Source organism: Tenacibaculum aestuarii (assembly GCF_964510395.1).
Lineage (GTDB): Bacteria > Bacteroidota > Bacteroidia > Flavobacteriales > Flavobacteriaceae > Polaribacter > Polaribacter aestuarii.
Genome location: NZ_CAZEFY010000004.1, coordinates 59,277 through 82,519, shown reverse-complemented (window position 1 = coordinate 82,519; position 23,243 = coordinate 59,277). Strand labels below are relative to the sequence as shown.

Below are 23,243 nucleotides of genomic sequence, written 5' to 3'. Positions count from 1 at the left end.
TTTTAAAAATAGTGGAGCATATCGGAGTCGAACCGATGACCTTTTGACTGCCAGTCAAACGCTCTAGCCAACTGAGCTAATGCCCCAATAAAGATTGTTATATATTTACATTATTAGAAATGACTTAATACCAAATATAGTATTTTTAAGGATGCGCATTCACCCAAACTTCACCATCTTCAAAAAATTCTTTTTTCCAAATAGGCACCGTTTCTTTTAAGGCGTCAATGGCATACTGACAAGCTTCAAAAGCGGCTTTTCTGTGTGGAGAAGAAACCGTAATAATTACGGGAATATCACCAATAGTTAACAAACCCTCAGCATGATGAATGGCAATCTTTTTTACTCCAAATTTTTCCAAAGCAGCATCCGCAATTTTTTGCATTTCCTTAATTGCCATAGGCTTGTAGGTAGAAAAATCAAGCTGAGTAACCTCTTTGTTTTGAGTAGCATTTCTTACAGTACCTACAAAAACAGCGATTCCACCACAAGATGGATCGGCTACAAAATCATAACATTCTTGTATATTAAGTTTATCTGAAGTTATTTTTATAAATGTAGACATAATCACTTAAATCTTAAATAAATAGTTTTATTATTAGTGTTTGACCACTTAATTTTTAAGGTGTCTTTGTTTTTTGCCGTAACAATTCCTGTTTGAATAAAATCGTTATAAAAAACAGTTAACTTATTTTTGTTTAAAGTATAAGGCATATCTCCATCCCCATCATAATCAACTATAAAAAAAGAGTTTTTAGATATTTCGAAATCAGCATGAGGAGAATCTAGGTCGCTTACCCATATACCAAAAAGATTAATTGTGTCAATTTCAGAATTTCTAATAACTGATTTTTCTGGTCTTTTAATATTTTCAATTTCTGGATTATCTGTATTATATTCTGAGATTGGTAATATTTTTTTTTCAGAAGGATTTGATAGCTCATTATATTTTGTGTTATGAACACTTTTTTGCTTTTTACAAGATAAAATAACTAGTAATGCTATAAATACAAATAAACCCTTTTTCATAAAGACAAAGATATAAGATTGAAAGCTCAAAAAGAATAGAAACCAATCAGATTTAAATAATTATTTTTGTTTGCTGAAACAAAGAACACAACTATAGAATACAACTTAAAATGAAAACATTGAACGATTTCAATTTCGAAAATAAAAAAGCATTAATCCGTGTAGATTTTAACGTGCCTTTAAACGATAGTTTTGAAGTAACAGATGATACAAGAATTCAAGCGGCAAAACCAACGATTATTAAAATATTAGAAGATGGAGGTAGCTGTGTGTTAATGTCGCATTTAGGGCGTCCGAAAGGTAAAGAAGATCAATTTTCGTTATGTCATATTGCTAGTAAAGTAACAGAAGTGTTAGGTGTACAAGTGAAATTTGTTGATGACTGTATTGGCTCAGCAGTTGAAGAAGCTGTAACTAATTTAAAAAGTGGAGAGATTTTACTACTAGAAAACTTACGTTTTTACTCAGAAGAAAAAGCAGGAGATGTTGCCTTTGCTGAACAATTATCTAAATGGGGTGATATGTATGTAAATGACGCTTTTGGTACTGCACATAGAGCACATGCTTCTACTGCAATTATTGCACAATTTTTTCCAGAAAATAAATGTTTCGGAAATTTATTAGCAACAGAGATTGAGAGTATAGATAAGGTATTAAACAATTCAGAAAAACCAGTAACTGCTATTTTAGGAGGTGCGAAAGTGTCGTCTAAAATTGGTGTGATTGAAAATATTATTGAGAAAGTAGATCACATTATTGTTGGTGGAGGTATGACGTTTACGTTTATCAAAGCTTTAGGAGGGGAGATTGGAAACTCCTTAGTTGAAGAGGATAAATTAGCCTTAGCGTTAGAAATTTTAGCAAAAGCAAAAGAGAATAATACAGAAATTCATTTACCAGTAGATGCAGTTATCGCAGATGCTTTTTCAAACGATGCTAATACGCAAGTAGTAGACACAAATGAAATTCCTGATGGATGGATGGGGTTAGATTGCGGACCTAAAACCGTTGAAAAGTTTGCTGAAGTTATTGCAAAATCTAAAACTATTTTATGGAATGGTCCTTTAGGAGTTTTTGAAATGGAAAAGTTTGCACAAGGAACCATTGGTTTAGGAAACGCTATTGAAGAAGCAACTAAAAATGGAGCGTTTTCGTTAGTAGGTGGAGGAGATTCGGTTGCTGCGGTAAAACAATTCGGATTTGCTGATAAAGTGAGTTATGTGTCTACAGGTGGAGGAGCAATGTTAGAAATGTTAGAAGGACGTACTTTACCAGGAATTGAAGCGATTTTAAAATAATTTGTCATTTCGAGCGGTAGCGAGAAATATCATTAAAGGGAGTAACTTTTCAAATTAAAGATTTCTCAATCGTGCCTTTTTCGAAATGACCTTTGGTTTATAGTAAACCTATAAAAATTACATAATAAATGAAATATACAACACTACCCAATACCGATGTAAAAGTTTCTAAAATTTGTTTAGGAACGATGACATGGGGGAGACAAAATACAGAAGCAGAAGGTCACGAACAAATGGATTATGCCTTAGAACAAGGTGTGAACTTTTTTGATACTGCGGAACTGTATTCTGTGCCTGCAACGCCAGAAACATATGGAGCTACTGAGAAAATTATAGGTTCTTGGTTCAAAAAAACAGGAAATAGAGATAAAGTAGTGTTAGCATCTAAAATTGCTGGAGGAGGTGATTATACTGCACATATTAGAACAGGAGGATTTAATAGAAAGAATATAAGTGAAGCCATTGAAGGTAGTTTAAAACGTCTACAAACCGATTATATTGATTTGTATCAGTTACACTGGCCAGACCGTGGAGTGAACTGTTTTGGAGTACGTGATTATCCGTATAAAACTTCTGCTGAAGAAGCTGAAAAGCATTTAGAAATTTTAGAGACCTTGAATGACTTCGTAAAAGAAGGAAAAATAAAGCACGTAGGTTTGTCTAACGAAACGCCTTGGGGAACGATGAAATATTTGCAAACAGCTGAACAACATGGTTTACCAAGAATGGTTACGATTCAAAACTCATACTCGTTAATTCACAGAGGATATGAAGTGGGGATGTCTGAAGTCTCTATGAGAGAAAATATTGGTTTACTGGCTTACTCTCCTCTAGCACAAGGAGTATTAACGGGAAAATATATTGATGGGAAAACTCCAGAAGGAGCGAGAGGAACATTATTTCCAAGGTTTATAGCTAGATATAAAAATGAAGGTTCAGAAAAAGCAGTTTTAGAGTATCAAAAAATAGCAACTAAACATGGACTGACATTAACAGAGTTATCATTAGCATACATTAACCAGTTACCATTTGTAACGAGTAATATTATTGGAGCGACTAAAATGAGTCAGTTAAAAGAGAATATCAATTCTATTAATATTGAATTGTCAGAAGATATTTTAGCAGAGATAGAAGCGGTACATACAATGATTCCTAATCCAGCACCGTAGTTGAATTAAAAATAAAAAGTAAGCCGCCTGAAAAATATTTTCCAGGCGGTTTTTTATATCAATATATTTCAATACTAACAAACACAGTGAGACCAATCTAAACCATATTTTTCCATTTGATCCTGAATGTAAAAATCTCTATCGCCTTCACGCCAAGCAGTTCTACAAAAGTCTGCACAATCATAAAACATTCTTCCTCCTTTAATTTCTTGTTGGTCTTTTCTGTTTAATCTTTTTCCTAGATTTAAAATTTGTTTTTTCATAATAATAACGATTTAATTAAATTGATTAAATCCCTGAACATTTTTATAGACACTCAAGGTTTATGTCTGTTTTCTCGCGAAAGAATTTTAATGAGCTTAAAAATACTGTTTTTATTAAAAAGTTTCACGAAATCAGTGATTTAATTCTGTTGAAATGTCGTTTAAATAGGATGGTAAAGGAAGTTAATATAAAAATGAAAGGTTTTTTAAGGAGCAAAAAAAATCCGAAGTAGTTCTTTACTTCGGTTTTTTTATTTCTTATTAGTTTTTAAAACTTTGATTTTATTCTTCAACTATTTTAAAAGAAGAAGCCTTAAATCTTCCGTCTTCAATTTTTCCTGTAACTTCTGCTTTTCTAACCACATTACAAAAGCCAGTATTTAGATCATGAGAGTCTCCATAGTCGTCTATATGAGCGCCATCAACAAAATAGGCTTGTCCGTCTATTTTTATGGCTAAATCACATCCATTTTGACTATCTAAACCATACAAACACTGTCCACAAGAAGCTTCAACTATTTGTGTTTTTTCTTTTGGAGTATTACAAGCAACAATTCCTAAGAATACTAAGATTAATATTTTTTTCATGTTGTCAATTTATAAAAAATAAAAATAAAAAACCAGAGTAATTTTTACTCTGGTTCTTAGTTTACTATTTTTATATTCTAACTTTCCTCTTCACCAACAGGCTCTCCTTGTGTGGTAACAGAACCAGTACTTGCGTTTCCGTATACTGGTGTTTCGTTTCTTAGAATATCAATTACTCTTGCAAAGTTATCTGCCGTCATGTATGGGGTTTCTTCTCTTTTTCCTTGAAATGTTGTAAAGTAAAATTTACCCAAATCAATTTTAGGGTCCCATAATGCTTGGTAACTCTTAAGTTTTGTCCATCCTGTTGTTCCTTGTGCATAATGTGGCATAATGATTTTATTTTGAGGTTAATAGTTGTGTAAAACTATTAAAAGCTAAAATCAAAATATTATCTCAATTCCCTATTTCTAAACGGGAGATACTCCTAAATTTTTCAGGATAGAAAAGCTCAATTTAATAAGACTAATATCCTATTTTACCACGTACTCTTTGCAAAACATCTTTAGCAATTACTCGTGCTTTTTCAGCTCCTACGGTTAAAGCTTCATCAATTTCATGACGGTTTTCCATGTAGTGGTTATATTTTGCGCGTACGTCAGCAAACTTATCAATAATTAGTTCATAAAGTGCTTGTTTAGCATGTCCGTAACCATAACCTCCATTTTTGTAATTAGCACGCATTTCGGCAATCTGTTCTTCCGAAGCTAATAATTTATATATAGCAAAAACATTGTCAGTATCTGGATCTTTTGGGTCTTCTAACGCTTTACTATCCGTTTGAATAGCCATAATTTGCTTACGTAGCTTTTTGTCTGGTAAGAAAATATTGATGAAGTTATTTCGAGATTTACTCATCTTTTCACCATCAGTTCCAGGAACTAATTTGGTGTCTTCATTTATTTTTGCTTGAGGCGGAACTAAAGTTTCACCTACAATGTTATTAAATCTGTTTGCAACATCACGCGTCATTTCTAAGTGCTGTAACTGGTCTTTTCCTACAGGAACAACTTCAGCATCGTACAATAAAATATCTGCAGCCATTAACATAGGATAGGTAAATAAACCAGCATTTACATCAGCTAAACGATCGGCTTTGTCTTTAAAACCATGTGCTAAGGTTAAGCGTTGATAAGGAAAGAAACAACTTAAATACCATGTTAATTCAGTAGTTTCTGGGATGTCGCTTTGACGATAAAAAACGGTTTTGTTAATGTCAATTCCACAGGCAAGCCAAGTAGCTGCTACACTATAGGTGTTTTCGCGCAATTCGTTACCGTCTTTAATCTGAGTTAAAGAGTGCATATCTGCAATGAAAATAAACGATTCGTTTTTTGAATCATTAGCCATTTCAATAGCAGGTAAAATTGCTCCTAATAAATTTCCCAAATGTGGGGTTCCTGTACTTTGTACACCTGTTAAAATTCTTGACATAAATCTGTTTTGAAAATTTTTTACTTAAGTAAGCAAAAATAAGCTTAAAATTCATCAAACAAAAGAAATTACTACATTCGCACTTCTATTTACTCTCCTTTGTTAAGTTGATGAGAAAAAAGAGTTATCCATTTTTAATTTTAAAGGCTTGAAGTATATTTTTTTTCCTATTCGATTTATTTGGCGTGTTTGGTTTTACGTGTTAATTATCGCTTCAATTTTGTTAATGGCTCCTTTTATGTTGATTTTAACATCAGATGAAAAGTACTATCCAGTTTTTTGGAAAGTTGTTAGAGCTTGGGCTTTCTTTTTAATTTACGGGATGGGTTTTCGATTGAAAGTTGAAAAAGAGCAAGAGATTGATCGAAATAAAAGTTATATGTTTTGTGCAAATCATGCATCGTTTTTAGATCCTTGGGTGTTAATAGCCATGAGTAAAAATCCAATTGTTTTTGTAGGAAAAAAAGAATTGGTAAAGTTTCCTGTTTTCGGTTTCTTTTACAAAAAAGTGGTTATTATGGTTGATAGAAGTGATGCAGAAAGTAGAAGAAAAGTATATGAGCAAGCACATAGTAGATTGAAAAACGGAACAAGCGTTGCTATTTTTCCTGAAGGATTGGTTCCTGATGAAGATGTTGTTTTAGCTCCGTTTAAAAATGGAGCGTTTAGTTTAGCAATTGAACATCAGATACCGATAGTTCCTCAAGTATACTACGATGGAAAACGTTTGTTTTCTTGGGATTTTTTCAAAGGATCTCCAGGAACATTTAGAGTAAAACAATGCAGTTTTATTGAAACAGCAAACTTAGTTCAAGAAGATAAGAAAAAACTTAAAGAGCAAACTTACAGTGTTATATACAATGAATTGATTAATGATGAGTTGTATATGAAAGATACAAACCGATTAAATAATGAGTGAGAAATTAAATCATCGTTATAGTGATAAAGAGGAAAGGCTTAATGTGTTTTCACATGGTTTAGGATTATTGCTAAGTATTATTGCTTTTCCTGTGTTACTGCAAAAATCATTTGAATATAATGCTTTTTGGAAAGGTATTAGTTTGGTGATTTATGGAATAAGTATGATTGTTTTATACGCGGCATCTACTTTTTATCATGCTGCTAAAGAGCCCAAGCTTAGACGAAAGCTTAATATTTTTGATCACGCTGCTATTTATGTGCTCATAGCTGGAACATATACTCCCTTTTGCTTGCTGGTTTTATCACCGAATTTAGGTTGGTATTTATTTATTGTTGTTTGGAGCTTTGCGTTAACAGGAGTCATTTTAAAATTGTTTTTTACAGGGAGGTTTGACAAATTATCAACAGCGTTATACTTATTAATGGGTTGGCAAATAGTCTTTTTAATTAAACCGTTAATTGATAGTTTTTCTAGCGAAGGTTTATTCTATCTTTTTTTAGGAGGAGTTTTTTATACTGTTGGCGCTGTTTTTTATTCGATTAAAAAGCTAAAATACAATCATGCAACATTTCATGTCTTCGTATTATTAGGAAGTTTAAGCCACTTTATAGCTGTTTACTTCTGTATTTAAGAAGTCCAACTAATAAAAGGATGTTTGCTTAAGTTTGAGTTGTAATATTTTGCGATACCTGTAACTTCTTCTCCTAACCATTCTGGTTTTTTGAAATTTTCATTTTCATTTTTTAGTTCAACTTCGGCAATTAGTAAACCGTTATTTTCTCCTAAAAACTCATCTACTTCAAAAGTATGATTATCAATTTTTACTAAGTATCGGTATTTTTCTATAATCCCTTTTTCACAAAGATTGAAAAGACTTTTAGCCTCATTTTTGTCAATTTCTTTTTCCCATTCAAAACGGGTTGTTCCACTAGTATTTGAAGCTCCTTTTATAGTCAAAAAACCTTTGTCGTCTTTTATTCGAACTCGAACTACTCGTTCTTTGTCTGAATTTAAAAACCCTTGTTTTATATAATTTTTTTGAAATGAACTTTCTTTAAAAGCTTCTGATTTTACTAAGAATTTTCTTTCTATTTCTACAGCCATACCAAAGTGCGTCAAATTTGTACGAAAGTACCATTTTTATAGTCAATATTAAATATCTTTGATTGATGATTTTAACTGATAAATTCGATTAAATGGCGGTTGTTGCTACCAAAGCTATTGTTTTAAGTTCGCTAAAGTATGGTGATACAAGTTTAATTGTAAAGTGTTTTACGTTACAAGAAGGGGTAAAATCGTATATGTTAAAAGGGATTTTAAAAGCTAAAAAAGGAAAATTAAAGGCAGCTCACTTTCAACCATTAACACAATTACAAATCACAGCAAATCATAGTACTAAAAGTTCTTTACACTCTATTAAAGAAGTGCAGGTAATTCATCCGTATGAAACAATACACACTTCAATAGTAAAGCAATCTATCATATTGTTTTTGTCTGAAATATTATCAAAAATCATTCAAGAAGAAGAAGAAAATATTTCATTGTATCAATACTTAGAAACCTCTTTAGTTTGGATAGATACTCATGATGAGGTAGCTAATTTTCATCTATTGTTTTTATTAAATTTATCAAAGTATTTAGGGTTTTATCCAGATACTTCTGAATCTGATAAAAAAGCCTTTAGTTTGTTAGAAGGAAGTTTTACCGATTTGGTATATGAAAAAGGGAATTTAACAGGAAAAGAAATTAATCTTTTTAAAAGCTTGTTAGGCATAAATTTTGATGCAATAAATTCAATTTCCTATTCAAAAAATGATAGACAAATTATTCTTCGAATTATCATAAAATATTATGAATTACATTTGGAAGGATTTCGGAAACCTAAGTCGTTAGACGTGTTAGAAACTGTTTTTAGTTAATTTATGAAACAAATAATTACTGTATTTTTTTTACTAATTGTAACCACAAATTTTTCACAAAACCTTACTGTTATTGATGCTGAAACAGGAAAACCTGTTGAATCAGTTACTGTATTCAATAAAAATAATACAACATATGCTGTGAGCGATGAGTTAGGAAAAGTTGATATTTCAGCTTTTTCAAAAAATGAAGTGCTAATTTTTTCGCATGTTTCGTATGCAGAATATCAAGAGAAAAAATCAGCTTTAAAGGCAAACAACTATCATGTGTATTTGTCAAAAAACTCAGAACAATTAGATGAGGTGGTCGTTTCGGTATTTAAGAACAGAGAAAAAACAAATCGTATAGCAGAGCAAATTGCTGTAGTTTCATCAAAAGAGATAGAAAAATTATCACCACAAACATCAGCAGATTTATTATCGAGCGTACCTGGAATAAAAATTCAAAAATCACAATTTGGAGGAGGAAGTCCAGTAATGCGGGGGATGGAAAGTAATCGAGTATTGTTGGTGGTTGATGGTGTTCGTATGAATAATGCAATTTATAGAAAAGGACATTTACAAAATTCAATTACAGTAGCTCCAAATTTACTAGACAGAACTGAAATTGTTTTTGGTCCGTCATCAGTAATTTATGGTTCAGATGCTCTAGGGGGAGTAATTCACTACTACACAAAAACACCAAAAATATCAGAAAAAGGTAGCGAAATTAAAGGAAGTATTTTTTTACGATACAGCTCTGCAAATAATGAGGTAACCAATGTGGTTTCTACCGAGCTTAGATTTAAAAAATGGGCTTCATTTACCAGTGTAGCTCACAGTAATTTTGGTGATTTACGAATGGGAAAAAATCGCTCTCATGGTTTTGATGACTGGGGCAAAGTACCTTTCTACTCTAATAATACTGATAGTTATTACAACGATACACCAGTTGCAAATTCTAATTTAAATATTCAGAGAAATACTGGTTACAGTCAAACAGATGTATTGCAGAAGTTTTATGTTCCTTTTTCAAAAGACACCGATTTTAAGTTAAATATCCAATATTCAAACTCTTCAAATATTCCACGTTTTGATAAGTTAACAGAGTTAAAAGGAAATGGAGATTTAAAATTTGCAGAGTGGTATTACGGGCCGCAAGAAAGATTATTAGTTTCGCCACAATTACTTATCAGTCCGAAGAAAAAATGGATGGATAAAGGAACAATTACCTTAGCATATCAAAACATAAAAGAGAGTCGTGTTCAACGAAAATTTGGAAGTTTAGACAGATCGTATAGAAAGGAAGCTGTAGATGTTTTTAGTTTGAATGGAGATTTTACAGTTCCGTTAGCAGCGCATAGAAACTTAGGGTATGGAGTTGAGCTTGCTTATAATGATGTGGCTTCTAATTCTTACGGAAAAACATTGCGATTAAACGGAAATGAAATTATCGGATTTGATGGTGATTTTGCAGTGCAATCTCGTTATCCTGATGGAGGAAGTAGTTATTTAAGCTCTGCTTTTTATGTAGATTATCGTCAAGATATCAATGCTAAATCTACTTTGAATACAGGGATTAGAGGTACACATACAGTATTAAAAGCTAAGTGGATCGATGAAACATTCATAGATATTCCACAAAACAATATTCGATTAGATAATCAATCAATTACTGCAACGATAGGTTATGTATATAAGCCAACAAGAAATTGGCAATTAAACGGAGTTATTTCTTCAGGGTTCCGTTCTCCAAATATTGATGATGTAGGAAAAATTAGAGAAAAAAGTGGTAGGTTAACGGTTCCTAATACGAAGTTAGGACCTGAATACGCATATAATTTTGAAATAGGACTTCAAAAGTATTTTAATAATAGAAAGTTTAGAGTAGGAATGAATGCCTATTACACAATACTAGATCAAAATATCACTCGAATTCCGTATGAATTTTTTGGACAAAGTACTGTGTTCTACGATGGAGATGAGTACAATACTGCTGATGGAGAAATTTTAACGAATTATAACAGAGGAAGAGCTTATATAACAGGATTTACTGCAAGTTATGAAGGTAAAATCTCTAAAAATTGGAAAACATCAGGATCAATAACGTACACAAAGGGAAATACTATCGATTCTGGTAAAGGAGAAGATATTCCAGATGAACCACTATCATCTATTCCACCATTATTTGGTCGTTTCGATTTAAGTTACGTAAATAAGAAGTTTGAAGGAGGAGCTAACCTAGTTTTCAATGCTAAAAAAGATATTTCTGATTATAACCTAACCGAAGGCATAGATAATCACCAACAAACACCAATTGTGAACCCTGATGCAACAAATGATATTGATATGTACTACGGAACTCCTAGTTGGATGACTGTTGGATTGTACGGAAAATATCAGTTCACTAAAAACATAGCAATACAAGCGCAATTGTCTAATTTATTTGACGAACATTATAAAGAATTTGCCTCTGGAGTATCTTCTGCAGGACGCAATATTTCAGTATCTTTGCAAACGAATTTTTAAGCGCAAACAAATGATTAATTTTTTCAGATTAGTAAGTTTATTAGAAGGATTATCTTACATTTTATTGCTTTTTATAGCAGTTCCAATTAAATACATGCAAGGAAATCCTGAATATGTAAAAATGTTAGGAATGCCTCACGGATTACTATTTGTAGGGTATATCGTATTAGCAATTATGTTGAAATACGAGTTAAACTGGAATGGAAAAACTTTCGGAATCGTTTGTTTGTTATCTATTTTACCTTTCGGAACCTTTTTCGTAGGGAGGTATCTAAAAAAAGAAGTAGCATAACAAGCTAATAATTTAATGGTATGATGTAAAAATGGATTGTAAACGAATGTATTCTATTTTACATCATATCTTATAACTACAATTACCCTCCGCTTACTGGAGGTATAATGGCTATTACATCATTTTCTCGTATGAGTGTATCATCGCTTGCATAACTCTCATTAATAGCCACAGCATACGAACTCATTTTTCGAAATTCAGGAAACTCATTAAAAAGAAATTCTTTAAAACTAGCAACAGAGCTTTTGTTAGGTAGTTCTAGGGTTAATGAAGAACTATCAGCTAAATCTGTGGCGATACCAAAAAGTAATAAGGTTGTTTTCATAAAGTAAAAGTAGTCTTATTTTTATAGAAAAGCTTCAAAATTTATTTTTAACAAAACCTTAACACTTGTTTTAAGTTGTTGATTATCGGTGTTAAAAAAACTAAATTAGGGAAAACCCTGAGAATAAAATGCTATCAACTCAGGGTTATCCCTGATATACTTTAACATTTGTAAAAAAACAAAATCATACGTTTGTCGCAAGTAATAAGGGGAGTCTGATCACTTTTCTTAATTATGTACTAGCTAGTAAAAAAGAAAAAAATGTTTAATTAAAAATTAAAAAAATGAATATTATTTTATGGCAAATTTTGAACTTAGTAGGAATTGTCATTATTGTATTTTTACTATTGAAAATTTTAAAAAAAAGTAAGAAATGAAAAAGAAATTAAACCGATTTTTATTGTCTTTATTGACAATATTATTCTTATCCTGTTCTCAAAGCGAAACGGCTATGCAAGAAGAAGATTTGCGTAAAGAACTAGGCTTAAGGCCTAATTCTTTATCAGTTGCTGAAATCAATAATATAGAGGAAAATACAGAACCTATATATTTTAATAGTATAGAAGAAGCAAAAAAATTCTTAGATAATTCTTTGAAAGGATTCGAAAACTCTAATAAAAACTACGTTTCAAAAAACGCTGTAAACTTAAATAAATCTTCGAAGAGTTTTTATGAGCCTTGTGGACAAGGGAGTGTTAATCTGCAAACAGGTAATATGTCTATTAATATGCACCTTAATATGTCATTTAATTATGATGGTAGCAATATAAGTAATGTTAATTCTCATTTATCTGGTTTTACTTTAGGAGTAAGCTATAGTCATATATCATCTACACACAATGTAGTAGGTAATACTATAAATGTTACAGTTAGAGGAACTCTTAATTACAACCTTTTTGTAGAAGGAGTGGGTACTTATTATAAAGAAAATGTTACGTTAGTAGGAACCTATGATCCTTGTTCAGGATCAGGAGGAGTGGCTTATTGTCCACCTTCTAAATGTGCAGAAGAGGAAATAAGAGATAGAGAATAATTTAACATATATAATGATTACAAGGTAGTTGAGAAACTACCTTGTAATTGTATTAAACTTTATAAAAAAGGTATTGCATAAGCTTACAATTTTATCCCGAAAACTACTCTGTTTTCAGATTTTCCATTAAAGTAAGAGCGAGCAAAATCGACACGTAAAAAACGCCATTTTCCAATACCAACATTATCTAAACCAATAGCAAATTCAGAATAGGGTTTGTCGTCTGCTGTAAATAATCCTTTTGCACCTGTAACTAGATGAAAGTTAAGCTTATTTAACAAAGGAACTTTGCTTAACAATGCTCCTTTGAAATTGTATTCTCCATGAAGTTCAGCGTATTTATCATTAGAATTTAATTTATAATATGGAAGCATGTAAAAGTTGTTTAAATAATTGTCTTTTGGAGTTATTAATAAGCGATTTCCGTTAAAATGAGCATAATCGATAAACGGAATGTCTTTTTGCTCTAAAAACATGCCTCCTCTTGCTTTGTAGGAAAATTCTCCCCAGTTGCTTAAATTAACATGTTGATACAGTTGTGAGAATATGATATCTGAATTCCACTCAGAATTTCCAGACCCGAAGTTTTTTTGATAACCAATATACAACGATGGATATTTACGACTGGTAATATTGTATTTTCCATCAGGGTATGATAAATACTTTTGACCAAAATTGATGTTAGCTCCCACCGAAAATGTCCACATATGATGCGGAGTAAATCCTGAAGTAAAATTGTTTGATTCTTGTGGATTGTTAGAAGTGTAATCAACATCTTTTTTAGGAAACATTACATAGTCTGAGGTATTGAACAGCGGTTTTCTGTCGGCAAATTCTAGAGAAGAAAACATACGAATTCCGTTGGTTACTTCTTGTGAAAAAGAAGCTTTTGCATAGGTTTTTTCGTAGATTTTCAGGTAATTTCTTTCAAAACCAATTGAACTTATGGTATTCCAAAACTTAGAAATAGGTTCTTTTTGGTTGAATTGTGGTGTGGCAATTCCTCCAGAAACATGCAGGTATGGTCTTGTTGTATTATTCCACTGGTAGTTGAAGTGGACGGTAGGACGTGCTTTTTTTTCTGAAAAACCATAATTAACATTGGCTCCCATACCAAATCGTTTTCCTTTTTTATTTAGAGTTTTTCGGTAGTTAATTCCTAAAGAAGAATTCCAGCCTTGTACGGTGTTAAAATTGATGTTTTCAATGGGAGAAGAAATGCTTAACGACCATTTGTTGTAAGAATCTCGGTAGGTATAACCAGAAAGAATATCTAGCGGTTTAAATTTGTTGTTTTTGGTGTCTATTGAATCTAAATATTTTTCTGATTTTCGAATAGTTTTAATACTGTCTTTCAGTTTGTAATCTGATATCTCTTCTACTGTTAGAGCTACTGGACGAATAGTGTTCCAATATGTAGAATCTTTTTCTGTAGCATTTTCAGCAAAGGAAAGTATTTCGTTATTGAAAGTTTTTTCATTAAAATCAGGAGAAAAATTATAATTTGAATAAGCAGCAAAAAAGCGTCCGTTAAAATGAAATCCGAACATACCTGCTTTAAAATCGATAGTTTGAGTTGTGGGAACCCACGCTTTATTTTTTGTTGAAAAATTATAGTTCTGTTTAATATGTAAAGAATCAACCATTGGCAAGCTTATTTGCGCTCCTGTTACAATAACATCGGCTCCATACACAGCCCAATCATCTTCAACGATATAAATATATCCACTAAAAACACGGTCATTTTTACGTTTAGGTAGTAGTTGAATTTTGTTAATTAATTTTCCGTTTTCATTGTAAAATACTCCTGCTAGCTTGTAATTATAATACCCGAAAGCTCCGTTTGCAATTGGAGAAATTATACGAACATCCGCTAGATTAAAAGAATTTTCATAAAAATTAAAGTTAACATCTTCAGCTTGGTTAAAGCTAATGCCATTGTCTTCACCACTAACTTTTGAGGCTATAATGTGTTCTTTAAAATTTTTAGGTCTTTTTTGAAATGCAATTTTAGAAACCGTTTCAGAAAGATATACTACCCCACTTCGGGTAGAATCCAATCCACCACCCATATCACCAATATCTTGCCCTAAAAACTTTTTAGGAAGATCTTTTACTTTAAACAAACCTCTAGAGTAAAAATCGGCAGTATATTCAGCAAACTTATCGGTGTTTTTACTTTTGCTATCGATAGCATTTCTAATAATTTTGTTGGCGGGGTTTTCTTCTGAAGAAACCACAACTTCATCTAAAACCACTTCTTCTTCTGTTAAAGAAACATCTAATGTGAAAGGAAGAGAATTAATTTCAACCGTTTTTTTTATGGTTTTGTAACCTAACATTTGAAAAATTAGGGTGTAATTTCCTGTTTTGGAGAGTGCTAATTCATAATCTCCATTGGTGTTGGTAGTTGTACCTGTAATCGTGTTTTCTAAGTAAACACTTACAAAAGAAATAGGTTGTTTTTTTGTGTCTGTAACTCTTCCTTTAACTTGAGAAAAGGTTATTGACGAGCATATTAGAAATAAAAAAGTAGTTATATTTTTCATAGTCAGTTAGTTGATGGTAACAAACATAAAAGAAGAACTTTGTAAAGTGTATTTAAGAAGTGTTAAATAACTTACAAAGTTCTCTTAATTAATTGTAAGACTATGAGGTAAAAGAAATGTTACAAAAGATTATTTAACCGTATCTTTTTGCTGTGTTTTTTTCTTTTTTCCGAATAACCCACCTAATACGTCGGTCACTTTTTTAACAGTTTCATCCTTTTTGGTGGTTGTAGAAGTACTGTCTTTCTTTTTACCTCCTAATAACCCACCTAAGGCATCATTGACTAATTTATCTTTTTGTTGATCGATTAGTTTTTGACTTAATTTGCTAACCGATGAAGACATGTCTGTTTTTACAGAAGGACTCATCATGTTACCCGTAATATTAGCCGTAACAGGAACTGTAATATTTTGCTGATCTTTTGCGCTTAATTTAGAAAGTAATCCTTCAGCTTCATTACCTAAGTATTTAGCAGGTACATTTAAAGTAACATTATAGTTCATTGTTTTGTCAAAACCATGACTTCCGCCAACAGTAATTCCAATGTCGTTATACTTTAAATCGAAAGGTTTTACAACTACTTGTCCGTCTTTAAAAGATAAATATGTTTTAATATCTGATAGGTCTAGTTTTGTTAAATCCATAAATGATAATTTATCATTTAGTAAGCTTAACGCTTTAGTTTTTTCAGGATTGATGCTAGTCGTTAATAATTCAGCTAATGCTTTACCAGAAACAGAAGCTAAGTTCAGTGTAAAATCATCGTTTAAACTACCAGATAAATCAATGTCAGAATTTAATTTACCACTCATAGCACCCGCAATAGGACTCAATGATTGTAACAAATCTAAACTAGTAAAGGATTGAGCAATGTCAAAAGATTTGATACCTAACTTCATATCGAAAGTAGGTTTTTCCTTTTGTGTATTAACTTCTCCATTTAAAGCAATTTGACCATTAAAAATACCAGCATTCATGTTTTGTAAGATGGCTTTTTCGTCTTTTAAAAGAAGTGTTCCGGTAACATTTTGTAAAGTTAAGTTATCATAATGTACTGTTTTTGCATTTGCCTTTACTGAACAGTCTAAGAAAGCAGGAATTTTTAGAGATTCACTAGGTGTGTTTTCTTTAGAAGTTTCTTCTTTTTTCTCTGAAGTCTCTGGATTTTCTTGCATAAAATCGCTTACATAAAAAGCATTTGAATTTAGGTTGAAGTTCCCTTGTAATTTGTTGTCAGAAAGTAAAAAACCTAATAAGTTTTTTAGAGTTCCGGTAGCATTTAAATCACTTTTCCCTGTAGTAGCATCAAACTTAGTTAATGAAACAGTACTTGGGGTAAAGGTAACAACGGTGTTTTTAATATGAAGAGGATTTACAACATCTTCTGAAGAAAAAACAAAATCGCTAACCTCCAATTTTCCGTTGTTTTTAATACGGCTTACAACACTATTTTCAATAGCTTTCATATCAAATTCGGTATGTAAATCTGCTTTTAAGATACCGCTTAATTCATTTTGTAAATCAATAGGATATGCTTGGTTTAGTTTAGCAAGGTTTAATGTTCCTTTAACTGTAGCATTTACTTTAGGGTTAGTTGTTAAATTATACACATTACCTTTTGTAGAAAAAGTATCTTCATCAATTTTAAATGATAAATTGTTAATAGAAACAAAGGTGTTTTCAACTTTACCTGTAGTATTCTTTATTTGAGTATCTATGTTGATGTTTTGAACACTTTTTGGTAAATCAGGATATTTAAATGAAGCGTTGTTAGATTTCATAGTGATATCTAACTTTGGAATATGATTGTTGTCAATGATTCCGTTTACTTTTCCGTCAACACTAAAGTTACCAGTAGTAGAAACGTTAGCAATACTTTTGGTGTAAGTTTCAGGAATCAATCCTAAAAAGTTTTTAAAGTCAGACGATGGTGTTTTAAAGTTAATATCAACCTCTTGGTTATTTTCGTTTATTTGAACATATCCATCAAAAATTAAAGGTAAATTATTCAATTTAGCTTCATTTTTTAAGAAAGAAAACTTCATGTTGGTTAAATCCATTCCTAAAATAGCATCTAATTCTATTTTTTGATTCTTTGCGTACGAATTTCCATCCATTCCAAAAGAAACTAAGGTAGAAGTTTGAGTGTCTAACTCTGTGTTTGATTGAGAAAAATCACCGCTACCGCTGTGGTTTAACTCAGTTAATTCAAGATTTAGCTTACCTTGTTTATCATTATATTTTATCGTAGCATTGTTAATAGCATATGAGTTAATTGATAATCCAAAAGTTGATGGTTCTTCATCTTTTACCTCTTTAGTATCTGAAGGTTTTGCAATATCGTAGTTTGCATTTCCTTTTTCATCTACCATTACATTTACCAAAGCTTCGTCAATAGTAAATGATTTGATATTTAACTGTTCAGAAGAAGCTTTAAAAAGTTCGGTAAGTTTTAAGGCTAAGTTTACTTCTTTAGCATACACTAAAGTATCTCCTTCAAAAGGAGCATTGTTAATAACCGTTAGGTTAGATAATTGTACTGATGCGTTTGGGAAATTTCTAAGCAAGCTTAAACTCGAGTCGCTAAAATCAACTTTAGCATTTACGTTGTTGTTAATGGTAGTTTTTACCAAGTTCATTACTTTATCTTGGAATAACAGAGGAATGCTAACCAATAGGATAAAGAAAAAAACTACTATACCTATTATTATTTTATAGATCTTTTTCATAAAGAATAAAGTTTGTTATGTAATACTAATGAACAAAGTTCAGCAATTATTTGTAAATAGAAAGTCAATGAAATGATAAATTTTCTTTTGGTAATTTTGCGCTGATAAAATCACGTATTTTGAATCAGAAACAACAATATTCTAACTTTATAAAAACACAAGCAAAACGCTTGGGTTTTTTGGAATGCGGTATTGCAAAAGCTGATTTTTTAGAAGAAGAAGCTCCTCGGTTAGAAAAATGGTTACAGAACGGATATCATGGAGAGATGCACTATATGGAAAACCATTTTGACAAACGTTTAGATCCAAGGTTATTGGTTGATGGGGCGAAATCGGTGATTTCTTTGTCTTATAATTATTTTCCTTCGGAAGTTCAGCAAGAAGGAAGTTATAAGATTTCTAAATATGCTTACGGACAAGATTATCATCATATCATAAAAGATAAATTACGAGTATTATTACAGTTGATTAATGATGAAATAGGCGAAGTTTCAGGGCGTTGTTTTGTTGATTCTGCTCCTGTGTTAGAACGTGCTTGGGCAACAAAATCAGGATTAGGTTGGAATGGAAAACACTCATTATTAATCCAAAAGCAACAAGGATCCTTTTTCTTTTTAGCTGAATTGATAATCGATTTAGAACTGGAATATGATGTCCCTTTTAAAACAGATCATTGTGGAAGTTGTACTCGTTGTATTGATGCATGCCCAACACAAGCTATTTTACCTAATAATACAGTGGATGGAAGTAAATGTATTTCATATTTAACAATTGAGTTAAAAGATGCAATTCCTACTGGATTTGAAGGGCAACTACAAGATTGGATGTTTGGTTGCGATGTGTGTCAAGATGTGTGCCCGTGGAATCGTTTTTCAAAACCACATGAAGAGTCATTGTTTGCACCACAAGAAAGTTTATTAGATATGACAAAACGGGATTGGCAAGAGTTGACGCAAGAAACGTTTAGCAAAGTTTTTAAAAAATCGGCAGTAAAGCGCACTAAGTTTTCAGGACTGACAAGAAATATTAGTTTCTTAAAAAAATAAAAGCAGGTTTTAAACCTGCTTTTATTTTTAATCTATTTAGGATTGGTTTCTCCAAAGAAAAACCAATTAATTCCTTTTTTAATCTTGCCTCCTTCTTTAGGAGTGTCTTCTATTGCTCCATTTGATCCAGCAGCTCCACTATCTTCAAATAACTTTACAACAAAATCTTCATAAGAAGAGTTTACTTCTTCTTGTAAGTATGAATTGAAGTATAATTCACTGGCTTTTTCTCCTTTTATTTTTTCTATCTCTAAAAGAGTTTTGTACAAAGGCTCTATTTTTTGAATTACACTTTGAGGTAAAGCTTTTCTTCTTCCTGTGTAGCCAGTAACTTTTCCTTTATCATCTTTTTCAACATCAAAATCGGTAATAACCCAATAGTATCTACCAGTTCTTGTTAAGTTTTTTACAATAGCATGGAAATTGTTTCCTTGTTTTAGGTTATCCCATAATACCTTAAATACAACTTTAGGCATATCAGGATGTCTGATAACGTTGTGAGGTTCTCCAATTAGTTCTATTTTATTGTACTCAGATGCTTCTTCAAAAGTATCATTCATGTACAAAATAGTTCCTACAGGATCTGTTTTACTAATAATAGTTTTAGACTTGTCCCATTTTACCTCTTCGTCTATGATTTTTGAAGGTCTAAGAGCGTTGTTTGCGTCCATTTTTTTTGTTTTAATAGTTATTCGGGATGGTTTACTTGTAATGGAGGCAAAGATACTGTTTTTTGTATCAAAAAAGTTTTTGGTTTGTTTTGAAAGGGTTAAAAATTGTTAAAAGGAGTAATATTTATTTAGTCTTGTTTAAATGTCAATATAGTAATGTGTTAGTTTTGTTTTTAAAAACATAGAATTGTGTTATTTTATTAAAAAAACAAAGATTAATAGAAGAGAAAAGGGCTGAAACAGAAGTTTCAACCCTTTCGAAAAAAACATTTTAAAGGGGGTTTGGGGATATGTTTTTATGTTGGGTTGGTGTCTCCAAAGAAGAACCAGTTTAATCCTTTTTTTAGTGGGTTTGTCTCTGCTTTAACTTTTTCAGCTTCTTCTTTAGATAGCTCTTCGTTAAATAAATCAACAACAAACTCGTTATAAGATTTACCTACTTCTTCATTTAAATAGGCTTCAAAATACATTTCGCTAGCTTTTTCTCCTTTTAATTTTTCAATGTTTAAAAGGGTTTTATAAATAGGTTCAATCTTTTTTACTACACCATCAGGTACTGCTTTTCTTCTTGCTGTATACCCTGTAATTTTGCCTTCATCATTTTTGTCAATAGTAAAATCGGTAATAACCCAGTAGTATCTTCCAGTTCTTGTTAGGTTTTTAACGATAGCATGAAAGTTCTCTCCTTTTTTTAACGCATCCCATAATACCTTAAAGGCTACTTTAGGCATGTCTGGGTGGCGAATAATGTTGTGAGGCTCTCCTACTAATTCAATAGTACTATATTCACAAGTATTAGAAAAAACATCGTTAGCATATAAAATTGTTCCGTAGATATCGGTTTTACTTACGATGGTTTTAGTCTTGTCCCACTGTACTTCTTCGTCAATAATGTGTCTTTGTGTAGTTTCCATGTTTTATTTGGTTTAAGGTTAGGGCAAATTTGGGGAGAAAAAGAAAGACTAAATATGACTTTTGTCAGGTTATTAATTATTTTTTTGATTGTTTTATGAGTCTTAAAATTAGTGCCAATATTAAACAGGTGTTTAAGGAGATAATATAACTTTAATCAGGTAGTAAATTATTTTTACTTAACAAACAAAATGTATATTTGTAAGTTCAAACAAACAAGAACGAACCTATGAGAGATTCTAGAAAAAGGCATGAAGCTTTACTTTATCATGCCAAACCGAAGCCAGGAAAAATAGCAGTAGTACCTACCAAAAAATACGCAACTCAACACGATTTATCATTAGCGTATTCACCAGGTGTTGCTGAGCCTTGTTTAGAAATAGCAAAAGATACAAACAACGTTTATAAATATACTTCAAAAGGCAATTTAGTAGCTGTAATTTCAAACGGAACAGCTGTTTTAGGATTGGGTGATATTGGTCCCGAAGCGTCTAAACCAGTAATGGAAGGAAAAGGATTGCTATTCAAGATTTTTGCTGATATTGATGTTTTTGATATTGAAGTTGACGCAACAGATGTAGATAAGTTTGTTGAAACAGTAAAAGCAATTGCTCCTACTTTTGGAGGAATTAATTTAGAAGATATCAAAGCTCCAGAAGCTTTTGAAATAGAACGAAGGTTAAAAGAGGAATTAGATATTCCTGTAATGCACGACGACCAACACGGAACTGCAATTATTTCTGCAGCAGCCTTAAAAAATGCATTAGAGATTAATGAAAAAAACATCGAAGATGTTAAAATAGTGGTGAATGGAGCAGGAGCAGCTGCTATTTCATGTACACGTTTGTATGTAGCTCTTGGAGCTAAACGCGAAAACGTAATCATGTGCGATAGTAAAGGTGTTATCAGAAAAGATAATGAGAATTTAACTTCTCAAAAAGCTGAGTTTGCTACACATATAGATGTAAATACTTTAGAAGAGGCCATGTTAAATGCAGATGTGTTTATTGGTTTATCTAAAGGAAATGTGGTTTCTCCAGAGATGTTATTGTCTATGGCAAAAAACCCTATTGTTTTTGCAATGGCGAATCCTGAACCAGAAATTGATTACGATTTAGCAATTGCTACAAGAGATGATATTATCATGGCAACAGGAAGGTCAGATCATCCTAATCAGGTGAATAACGTATTAGGATTTCCATTTATTTTCCGTGGAGCATTAGATGTTCGTGCTAAAAAGATTAATGAAGAAATGAAGATGGCTGCGGTACATGCGTTGGCAGATTTAGCGAAGCAATCAGTACCAGAGCAAGTAAATATTGTATATGATGAGGTAAGTCTTTCCTTCGGAAAAGAATACATCATTCCAAAACCATTTGATCCAAGACTAATTTATGAAATTCCACCAGCAATTGCGAAAGCTGCGATGGATTCTGGTGTAGCTCAAGAACCTATTGAAGATTGGGACAAGTACCGAGAAGAATTAATGGATCGTTCAGGAACTGGAAGTAAAGAAGTACGATTATTACACAACCGAGCTAAGAAAGATCCAAAACGATTAGTGTTTGCTGAAGCAGATCATTTAGATGTGTTAAAAGCTGCACAGAGAGTTTATGAAGAAAAAATTGGACATCCAATTTTATTAGGAAGAAGAGAAATCATCTTAGAGTTAAAAGCTGAGTTAGGTTTTGATGCTGATATTCCGATTATCGATCCTAAAACAGATGAAGAAGAAGATAGAAGAAATCGTTATGCTGAAGCTTTCTGGAAAACAAGACAACGTAAAGGAGTTACGTTTTTAGAAGCTCAAAAATGGATGCGTGAGCGTAACTATTTTGCGGCAATGATGGTGAATTCTGGTGAAGCAGACGCATTGATTACAGGATATTCAAGACCATATCCATCAGTAGTAAAGCCAATGTTAGAATTGATTGAGAAAGATCAAGGAGTAACAAGAGTGGCGGCTACCAATATGATGTTAACCAAGCAAGGGCCTATGTTCTTGGCAGATACGACGATTAATATCAACCCAACAGCAAAGGATTTAGCTAAGATTACACAATTAACATCAGTATTAGCTAAAATGTTTGGAATGAAGCCAAATGTAGCAATGTTAGGTTTTTCAAACTTTGGTTCTTCTAAATCTGAAAGTTCAGCCAAAATAAGAGAAGCAGTTTCATATATTCATCGCAATTTTCCTAATGTTGTTGTTGATGGTGAGTTACAAGCAGATTTTGCGTTGAATCCTGAGTTATTAGCTAAAGAATTCCCGTTTTCTAAATTAAATGGAAAAAGAACCAATGTTTTAATCTTCCCTAACTTAGAATCAGCAAACATTACGTACAAATTAATGAAAGCTGTAGATGAAGTAGAGTCTATCGGGCCTATTTTATTAGGAATGAGTAAACCAGTGCACATTTTACAATTAGGTGCTAGTGTAGATGAAATGGTAAACATGGCTGCCGTAGCAGTTGTTGACGCTCAGAACAAAGAAATGAAAGCTAAAAAGAAAGCTCTTCAGAACTCTTAATAGGGTTAGGAAACTTTTTTTAAAA

22 protein-coding genes and 1 tRNA gene are annotated in these 23,243 nt (G+C 31.9%); 10 read left to right on the top strand and 13 right to left on the bottom strand.

Translation table 11 applies throughout. The features are described from left to right. Positions 1 to 12: 12 nt before the first annotated feature. The 3 genes from ACKTSU_RS13445 to ACKTSU_RS13435 all read right to left on the bottom strand — a co-directional run bounded on the left by ACKTSU_RS13445 (position 13) and on the right by ACKTSU_RS13435 (position 1,029). Positions 13 to 86 (bottom strand) — tRNA-Ala (locus tag ACKTSU_RS13445). 59 nt (positions 87 to 145) lie between these two features. Next, positions 146 to 568 (bottom strand): molybdenum cofactor biosynthesis protein MoaE, encoded by a 423-nt coding sequence (locus ACKTSU_RS13440; RefSeq protein ID WP_408037163.1) that lies wholly within the window; start codon positions 566 to 568, stop codon positions 146 to 148. Further along, positions 568 to 1,029, bottom strand: a complete 462-nt coding sequence (locus tag ACKTSU_RS13435; RefSeq protein WP_408037025.1) for a hypothetical protein — start codon at positions 1,027 to 1,029, stop codon at positions 568 to 570. The genes ACKTSU_RS13440 and ACKTSU_RS13435 overlap by 1 nt, the downstream gene beginning before the upstream one ends. A 110-nt stretch (positions 1,030 to 1,139) precedes the next feature. Here ACKTSU_RS13435 and ACKTSU_RS13430 point away from each other — a divergent pair, with 110 nt between their 5' ends. After that, positions 1,140 to 2,327: a phosphoglycerate kinase gene (locus tag ACKTSU_RS13430; RefSeq protein ID WP_408037023.1), complete on the top strand. Its 1,188-nt coding sequence runs from the start codon at positions 1,140 to 1,142 to the stop codon at positions 2,325 to 2,327. A 128-nt stretch (positions 2,328 to 2,455) separates the two neighbouring features. Further along, positions 2,456 to 3,496: an NADP(H)-dependent aldo-keto reductase gene (locus tag ACKTSU_RS13425; RefSeq protein ID WP_408037021.1), complete on the top strand. Its 1,041-nt coding sequence runs from the start codon at positions 2,456 to 2,458 to the stop codon at positions 3,494 to 3,496. Positions 3,497 to 3,570: 74 nt separating this feature from the next. Here ACKTSU_RS13425 and ACKTSU_RS13420 read toward each other — a convergent pair whose 3' ends face one another. The 4 genes from ACKTSU_RS13420 to trpS all read right to left on the bottom strand — a co-directional run bounded on the left by ACKTSU_RS13420 (position 3,571) and on the right by trpS (position 5,781). Beyond that, positions 3,571 to 3,759: a hypothetical protein gene (locus ACKTSU_RS13420; RefSeq protein ID WP_408037019.1), complete on the bottom strand. Its 189-nt coding sequence runs from the start codon at positions 3,757 to 3,759 to the stop codon at positions 3,571 to 3,573. A 282-nt stretch (positions 3,760 to 4,041) separates the two neighbouring features. Further along, entirely contained in the window at positions 4,042 to 4,347 is a 306-nt protein-coding gene (locus ACKTSU_RS13415; protein ID WP_408037017.1) for a DUF6370 family protein, read from the bottom strand. Positions 4,348 to 4,424: 77 nt separating this feature from the next. Further along, positions 4,425 to 4,679 carry a hypothetical protein gene (locus ACKTSU_RS13410; protein WP_051435862.1) on the bottom strand — a complete coding sequence of 85 codons (255 nt, stop codon included), beginning with the start codon at positions 4,677 to 4,679 and terminating at the stop codon, positions 4,425 to 4,427. A 133-nt stretch (positions 4,680 to 4,812) separates the two neighbouring features. Beyond that, complete coding sequence (gene trpS, locus ACKTSU_RS13405) at positions 4,813 to 5,781, bottom strand: tryptophan--tRNA ligase (RefSeq protein WP_408037015.1); 969 nt, start codon at positions 5,779 to 5,781, stop codon at positions 4,813 to 4,815. Between the two features lie 148 nt (positions 5,782 to 5,929). On the opposite strand from trpS, the gene ACKTSU_RS13400 reads away from it, so the two are divergent. Next, entirely contained in the window at positions 5,930 to 6,700 is a 771-nt protein-coding gene (locus ACKTSU_RS13400) for a lysophospholipid acyltransferase family protein (protein WP_408037014.1), read from the top strand. Beyond that, positions 6,693 to 7,334: a PAQR family membrane homeostasis protein TrhA gene (gene trhA, locus ACKTSU_RS13395; protein ID WP_408037012.1), complete on the top strand. Its 642-nt coding sequence runs from the start codon at positions 6,693 to 6,695 to the stop codon at positions 7,332 to 7,334. The genes ACKTSU_RS13400 and trhA overlap by 8 nt, the downstream gene beginning before the upstream one ends. Here the strand turns inward: trhA and ACKTSU_RS13390 are convergent. Continuing rightward, complete coding sequence (locus tag ACKTSU_RS13390) at positions 7,331 to 7,807, bottom strand: CYTH domain-containing protein (protein ID WP_408037011.1); 477 nt, start codon at positions 7,805 to 7,807, stop codon at positions 7,331 to 7,333. The genes trhA and ACKTSU_RS13390 overlap by 4 nt on opposite strands. 92 nt (positions 7,808 to 7,899) lie before the next feature. Here ACKTSU_RS13390 and recO point away from each other — a divergent pair, with 92 nt between their 5' ends. The 3 genes from recO to ACKTSU_RS13375 are packed head-to-tail and all read left to right on the top strand — an operon-like array spanning position 7,900 to position 11,422. Then, positions 7,900 to 8,622 (top strand): DNA repair protein RecO, encoded by a 723-nt coding sequence (recO, locus tag ACKTSU_RS13385; protein WP_408037009.1) that lies wholly within the window; start codon positions 7,900 to 7,902, stop codon positions 8,620 to 8,622. 3 nt (positions 8,623 to 8,625) lie between these two features. Beyond that, complete coding sequence (locus ACKTSU_RS13380; protein WP_408037008.1) at positions 8,626 to 11,130, top strand: TonB-dependent receptor; 2,505 nt, start codon at positions 8,626 to 8,628, stop codon at positions 11,128 to 11,130. 10 nt (positions 11,131 to 11,140) lie between these two features. Beyond that, the gene (locus ACKTSU_RS13375) at positions 11,141 to 11,422 is read left to right on the top strand and encodes a DUF3817 domain-containing protein (protein WP_028891743.1); all 282 of its coding nucleotides are present in this window, start codon (positions 11,141 to 11,143) and stop codon (positions 11,420 to 11,422) included. Between the two features lie 82 nt (positions 11,423 to 11,504). Here ACKTSU_RS13375 and ACKTSU_RS13370 read toward each other — a convergent pair whose 3' ends face one another. Continuing rightward, positions 11,505 to 11,747: a MoaD/ThiS family protein gene (locus ACKTSU_RS13370; RefSeq protein WP_408037007.1), complete on the bottom strand. Its 243-nt coding sequence runs from the start codon at positions 11,745 to 11,747 to the stop codon at positions 11,505 to 11,507. 451 nt (positions 11,748 to 12,198) lie between these two features. Between ACKTSU_RS13370 and ACKTSU_RS13365 the strand changes: the two genes are divergently transcribed. Further along, a complete protein-coding gene (locus ACKTSU_RS13365) occupies positions 12,199 to 12,780 on the top strand; it encodes a hypothetical protein (RefSeq protein WP_408037006.1) in 582 nt (193 codons plus the stop codon). Between the two features lie 83 nt (positions 12,781 to 12,863). Here ACKTSU_RS13365 and ACKTSU_RS13360 read toward each other — a convergent pair whose 3' ends face one another. Further along, complete coding sequence (locus ACKTSU_RS13360) at positions 12,864 to 15,329, bottom strand: DUF5686 family protein (protein WP_408037005.1); 2,466 nt, start codon at positions 15,327 to 15,329, stop codon at positions 12,864 to 12,866. A gap of 129 nt (positions 15,330 to 15,458) precedes the next feature. Continuing rightward, positions 15,459 to 18,059, bottom strand: a complete 2,601-nt coding sequence (locus ACKTSU_RS13355) for an AsmA family protein (RefSeq protein WP_408037004.1) — start codon at positions 18,057 to 18,059, stop codon at positions 15,459 to 15,461. Between the two features lie 119 nt (positions 18,060 to 18,178). Here ACKTSU_RS13355 and queG point away from each other — a divergent pair, with 119 nt between their 5' ends. Continuing rightward, on the top strand, positions 18,179 to 19,105 hold the full coding sequence (gene queG / locus ACKTSU_RS13350; protein WP_408037003.1) for a tRNA epoxyqueuosine(34) reductase QueG: 927 nt from the start codon (positions 18,179 to 18,181) through the stop codon (positions 19,103 to 19,105). Between the two features lie 32 nt (positions 19,106 to 19,137). Here queG and ACKTSU_RS13345 read toward each other — a convergent pair whose 3' ends face one another. Together ACKTSU_RS13345 and ACKTSU_RS13340 are read right to left on the bottom strand one after the other, a co-directional pair. Further along, positions 19,138 to 19,776 carry a PAS domain-containing protein gene (locus ACKTSU_RS13345; protein WP_408037001.1) on the bottom strand — a complete coding sequence of 213 codons (639 nt, stop codon included), beginning with the start codon at positions 19,774 to 19,776 and terminating at the stop codon, positions 19,138 to 19,140. Between the two features lie 296 nt (positions 19,777 to 20,072). Beyond that, positions 20,073 to 20,690: a PAS domain-containing protein gene (locus ACKTSU_RS13340; RefSeq protein WP_408037000.1), complete on the bottom strand. Its 618-nt coding sequence runs from the start codon at positions 20,688 to 20,690 to the stop codon at positions 20,073 to 20,075. Positions 20,691 to 20,917: 227 nt separating this feature from the next. On the opposite strand from ACKTSU_RS13340, the gene ACKTSU_RS13335 reads away from it, so the two are divergent. Continuing rightward, positions 20,918 to 23,218, top strand: coding sequence for an NADP-dependent malic enzyme (locus tag ACKTSU_RS13335; RefSeq protein WP_408036999.1), 2,301 nt, complete (start codon positions 20,918 to 20,920; stop codon positions 23,216 to 23,218). Positions 23,219 to 23,243: the final 25 nt, after the last annotated feature.

Coding starts and splice junctions, on each gene's coding strand:
- ACKTSU_RS13345 (WP_408037001.1), bottom strand. CDS start 19,776: ATGGACGCAAACAACGCTCTTAGACCTTCAAAAATCATAGACGAAGAG.
- ACKTSU_RS13340 (WP_408037000.1), bottom strand. CDS start 20,690: ATGGAAACTACACAAAGACACATTATTGACGAAGAAGTACAGTGGGAC.
- ACKTSU_RS13355 (WP_408037004.1), bottom strand. CDS start 18,059: ATGAAAAAGATCTATAAAATAATAATAGGTATAGTAGTTTTTTTCTTT.
- ACKTSU_RS13370 (WP_408037007.1), bottom strand. CDS start 11,747: ATGAAAACAACCTTATTACTTTTTGGTATCGCCACAGATTTAGCTGAT.
- ACKTSU_RS13425 (WP_408037021.1), top strand. CDS start 2,456: ATGAAATATACAACACTACCCAATACCGATGTAAAAGTTTCTAAAATT.
- ACKTSU_RS13335 (WP_408036999.1), top strand. CDS start 20,918: ATGAGAGATTCTAGAAAAAGGCATGAAGCTTTACTTTATCATGCCAAA.
- ACKTSU_RS13360 (WP_408037005.1), bottom strand. CDS start 15,329: ATGAAAAATATAACTACTTTTTTATTTCTAATATGCTCGTCAATAACC.
- ACKTSU_RS13410 (WP_051435862.1), bottom strand. CDS start 4,679: ATGCCACATTATGCACAAGGAACAACAGGATGGACAAAACTTAAGAGT.
- ACKTSU_RS13380 (WP_408037008.1), top strand. CDS start 8,626: ATGAAACAAATAATTACTGTATTTTTTTTACTAATTGTAACCACAAAT.
- ACKTSU_RS13415 (WP_408037017.1), bottom strand. CDS start 4,347: ATGAAAAAAATATTAATCTTAGTATTCTTAGGAATTGTTGCTTGTAAT.
- ACKTSU_RS13390 (WP_408037011.1), bottom strand. CDS start 7,807: ATGGCTGTAGAAATAGAAAGAAAATTCTTAGTAAAATCAGAAGCTTTT.
- trpS (WP_408037015.1), bottom strand. CDS start 5,781: ATGTCAAGAATTTTAACAGGTGTACAAAGTACAGGAACCCCACATTTG.
- recO (WP_408037009.1), top strand. CDS start 7,900: ATGGCGGTTGTTGCTACCAAAGCTATTGTTTTAAGTTCGCTAAAGTAT.
- trhA (WP_408037012.1), top strand. CDS start 6,693: ATGAGTGAGAAATTAAATCATCGTTATAGTGATAAAGAGGAAAGGCTT.
- ACKTSU_RS13430 (WP_408037023.1), top strand. CDS start 1,140: ATGAAAACATTGAACGATTTCAATTTCGAAAATAAAAAAGCATTAATC.
- ACKTSU_RS13365 (WP_408037006.1), top strand. CDS start 12,199: ATGCAAGAAGAAGATTTGCGTAAAGAACTAGGCTTAAGGCCTAATTCT.
- ACKTSU_RS13375 (WP_028891743.1), top strand. CDS start 11,141: ATGATTAATTTTTTCAGATTAGTAAGTTTATTAGAAGGATTATCTTAC.
- ACKTSU_RS13435 (WP_408037025.1), bottom strand. CDS start 1,029: ATGAAAAAGGGTTTATTTGTATTTATAGCATTACTAGTTATTTTATCT.
- ACKTSU_RS13420 (WP_408037019.1), bottom strand. CDS start 3,759: ATGAAAAAACAAATTTTAAATCTAGGAAAAAGATTAAACAGAAAAGAC.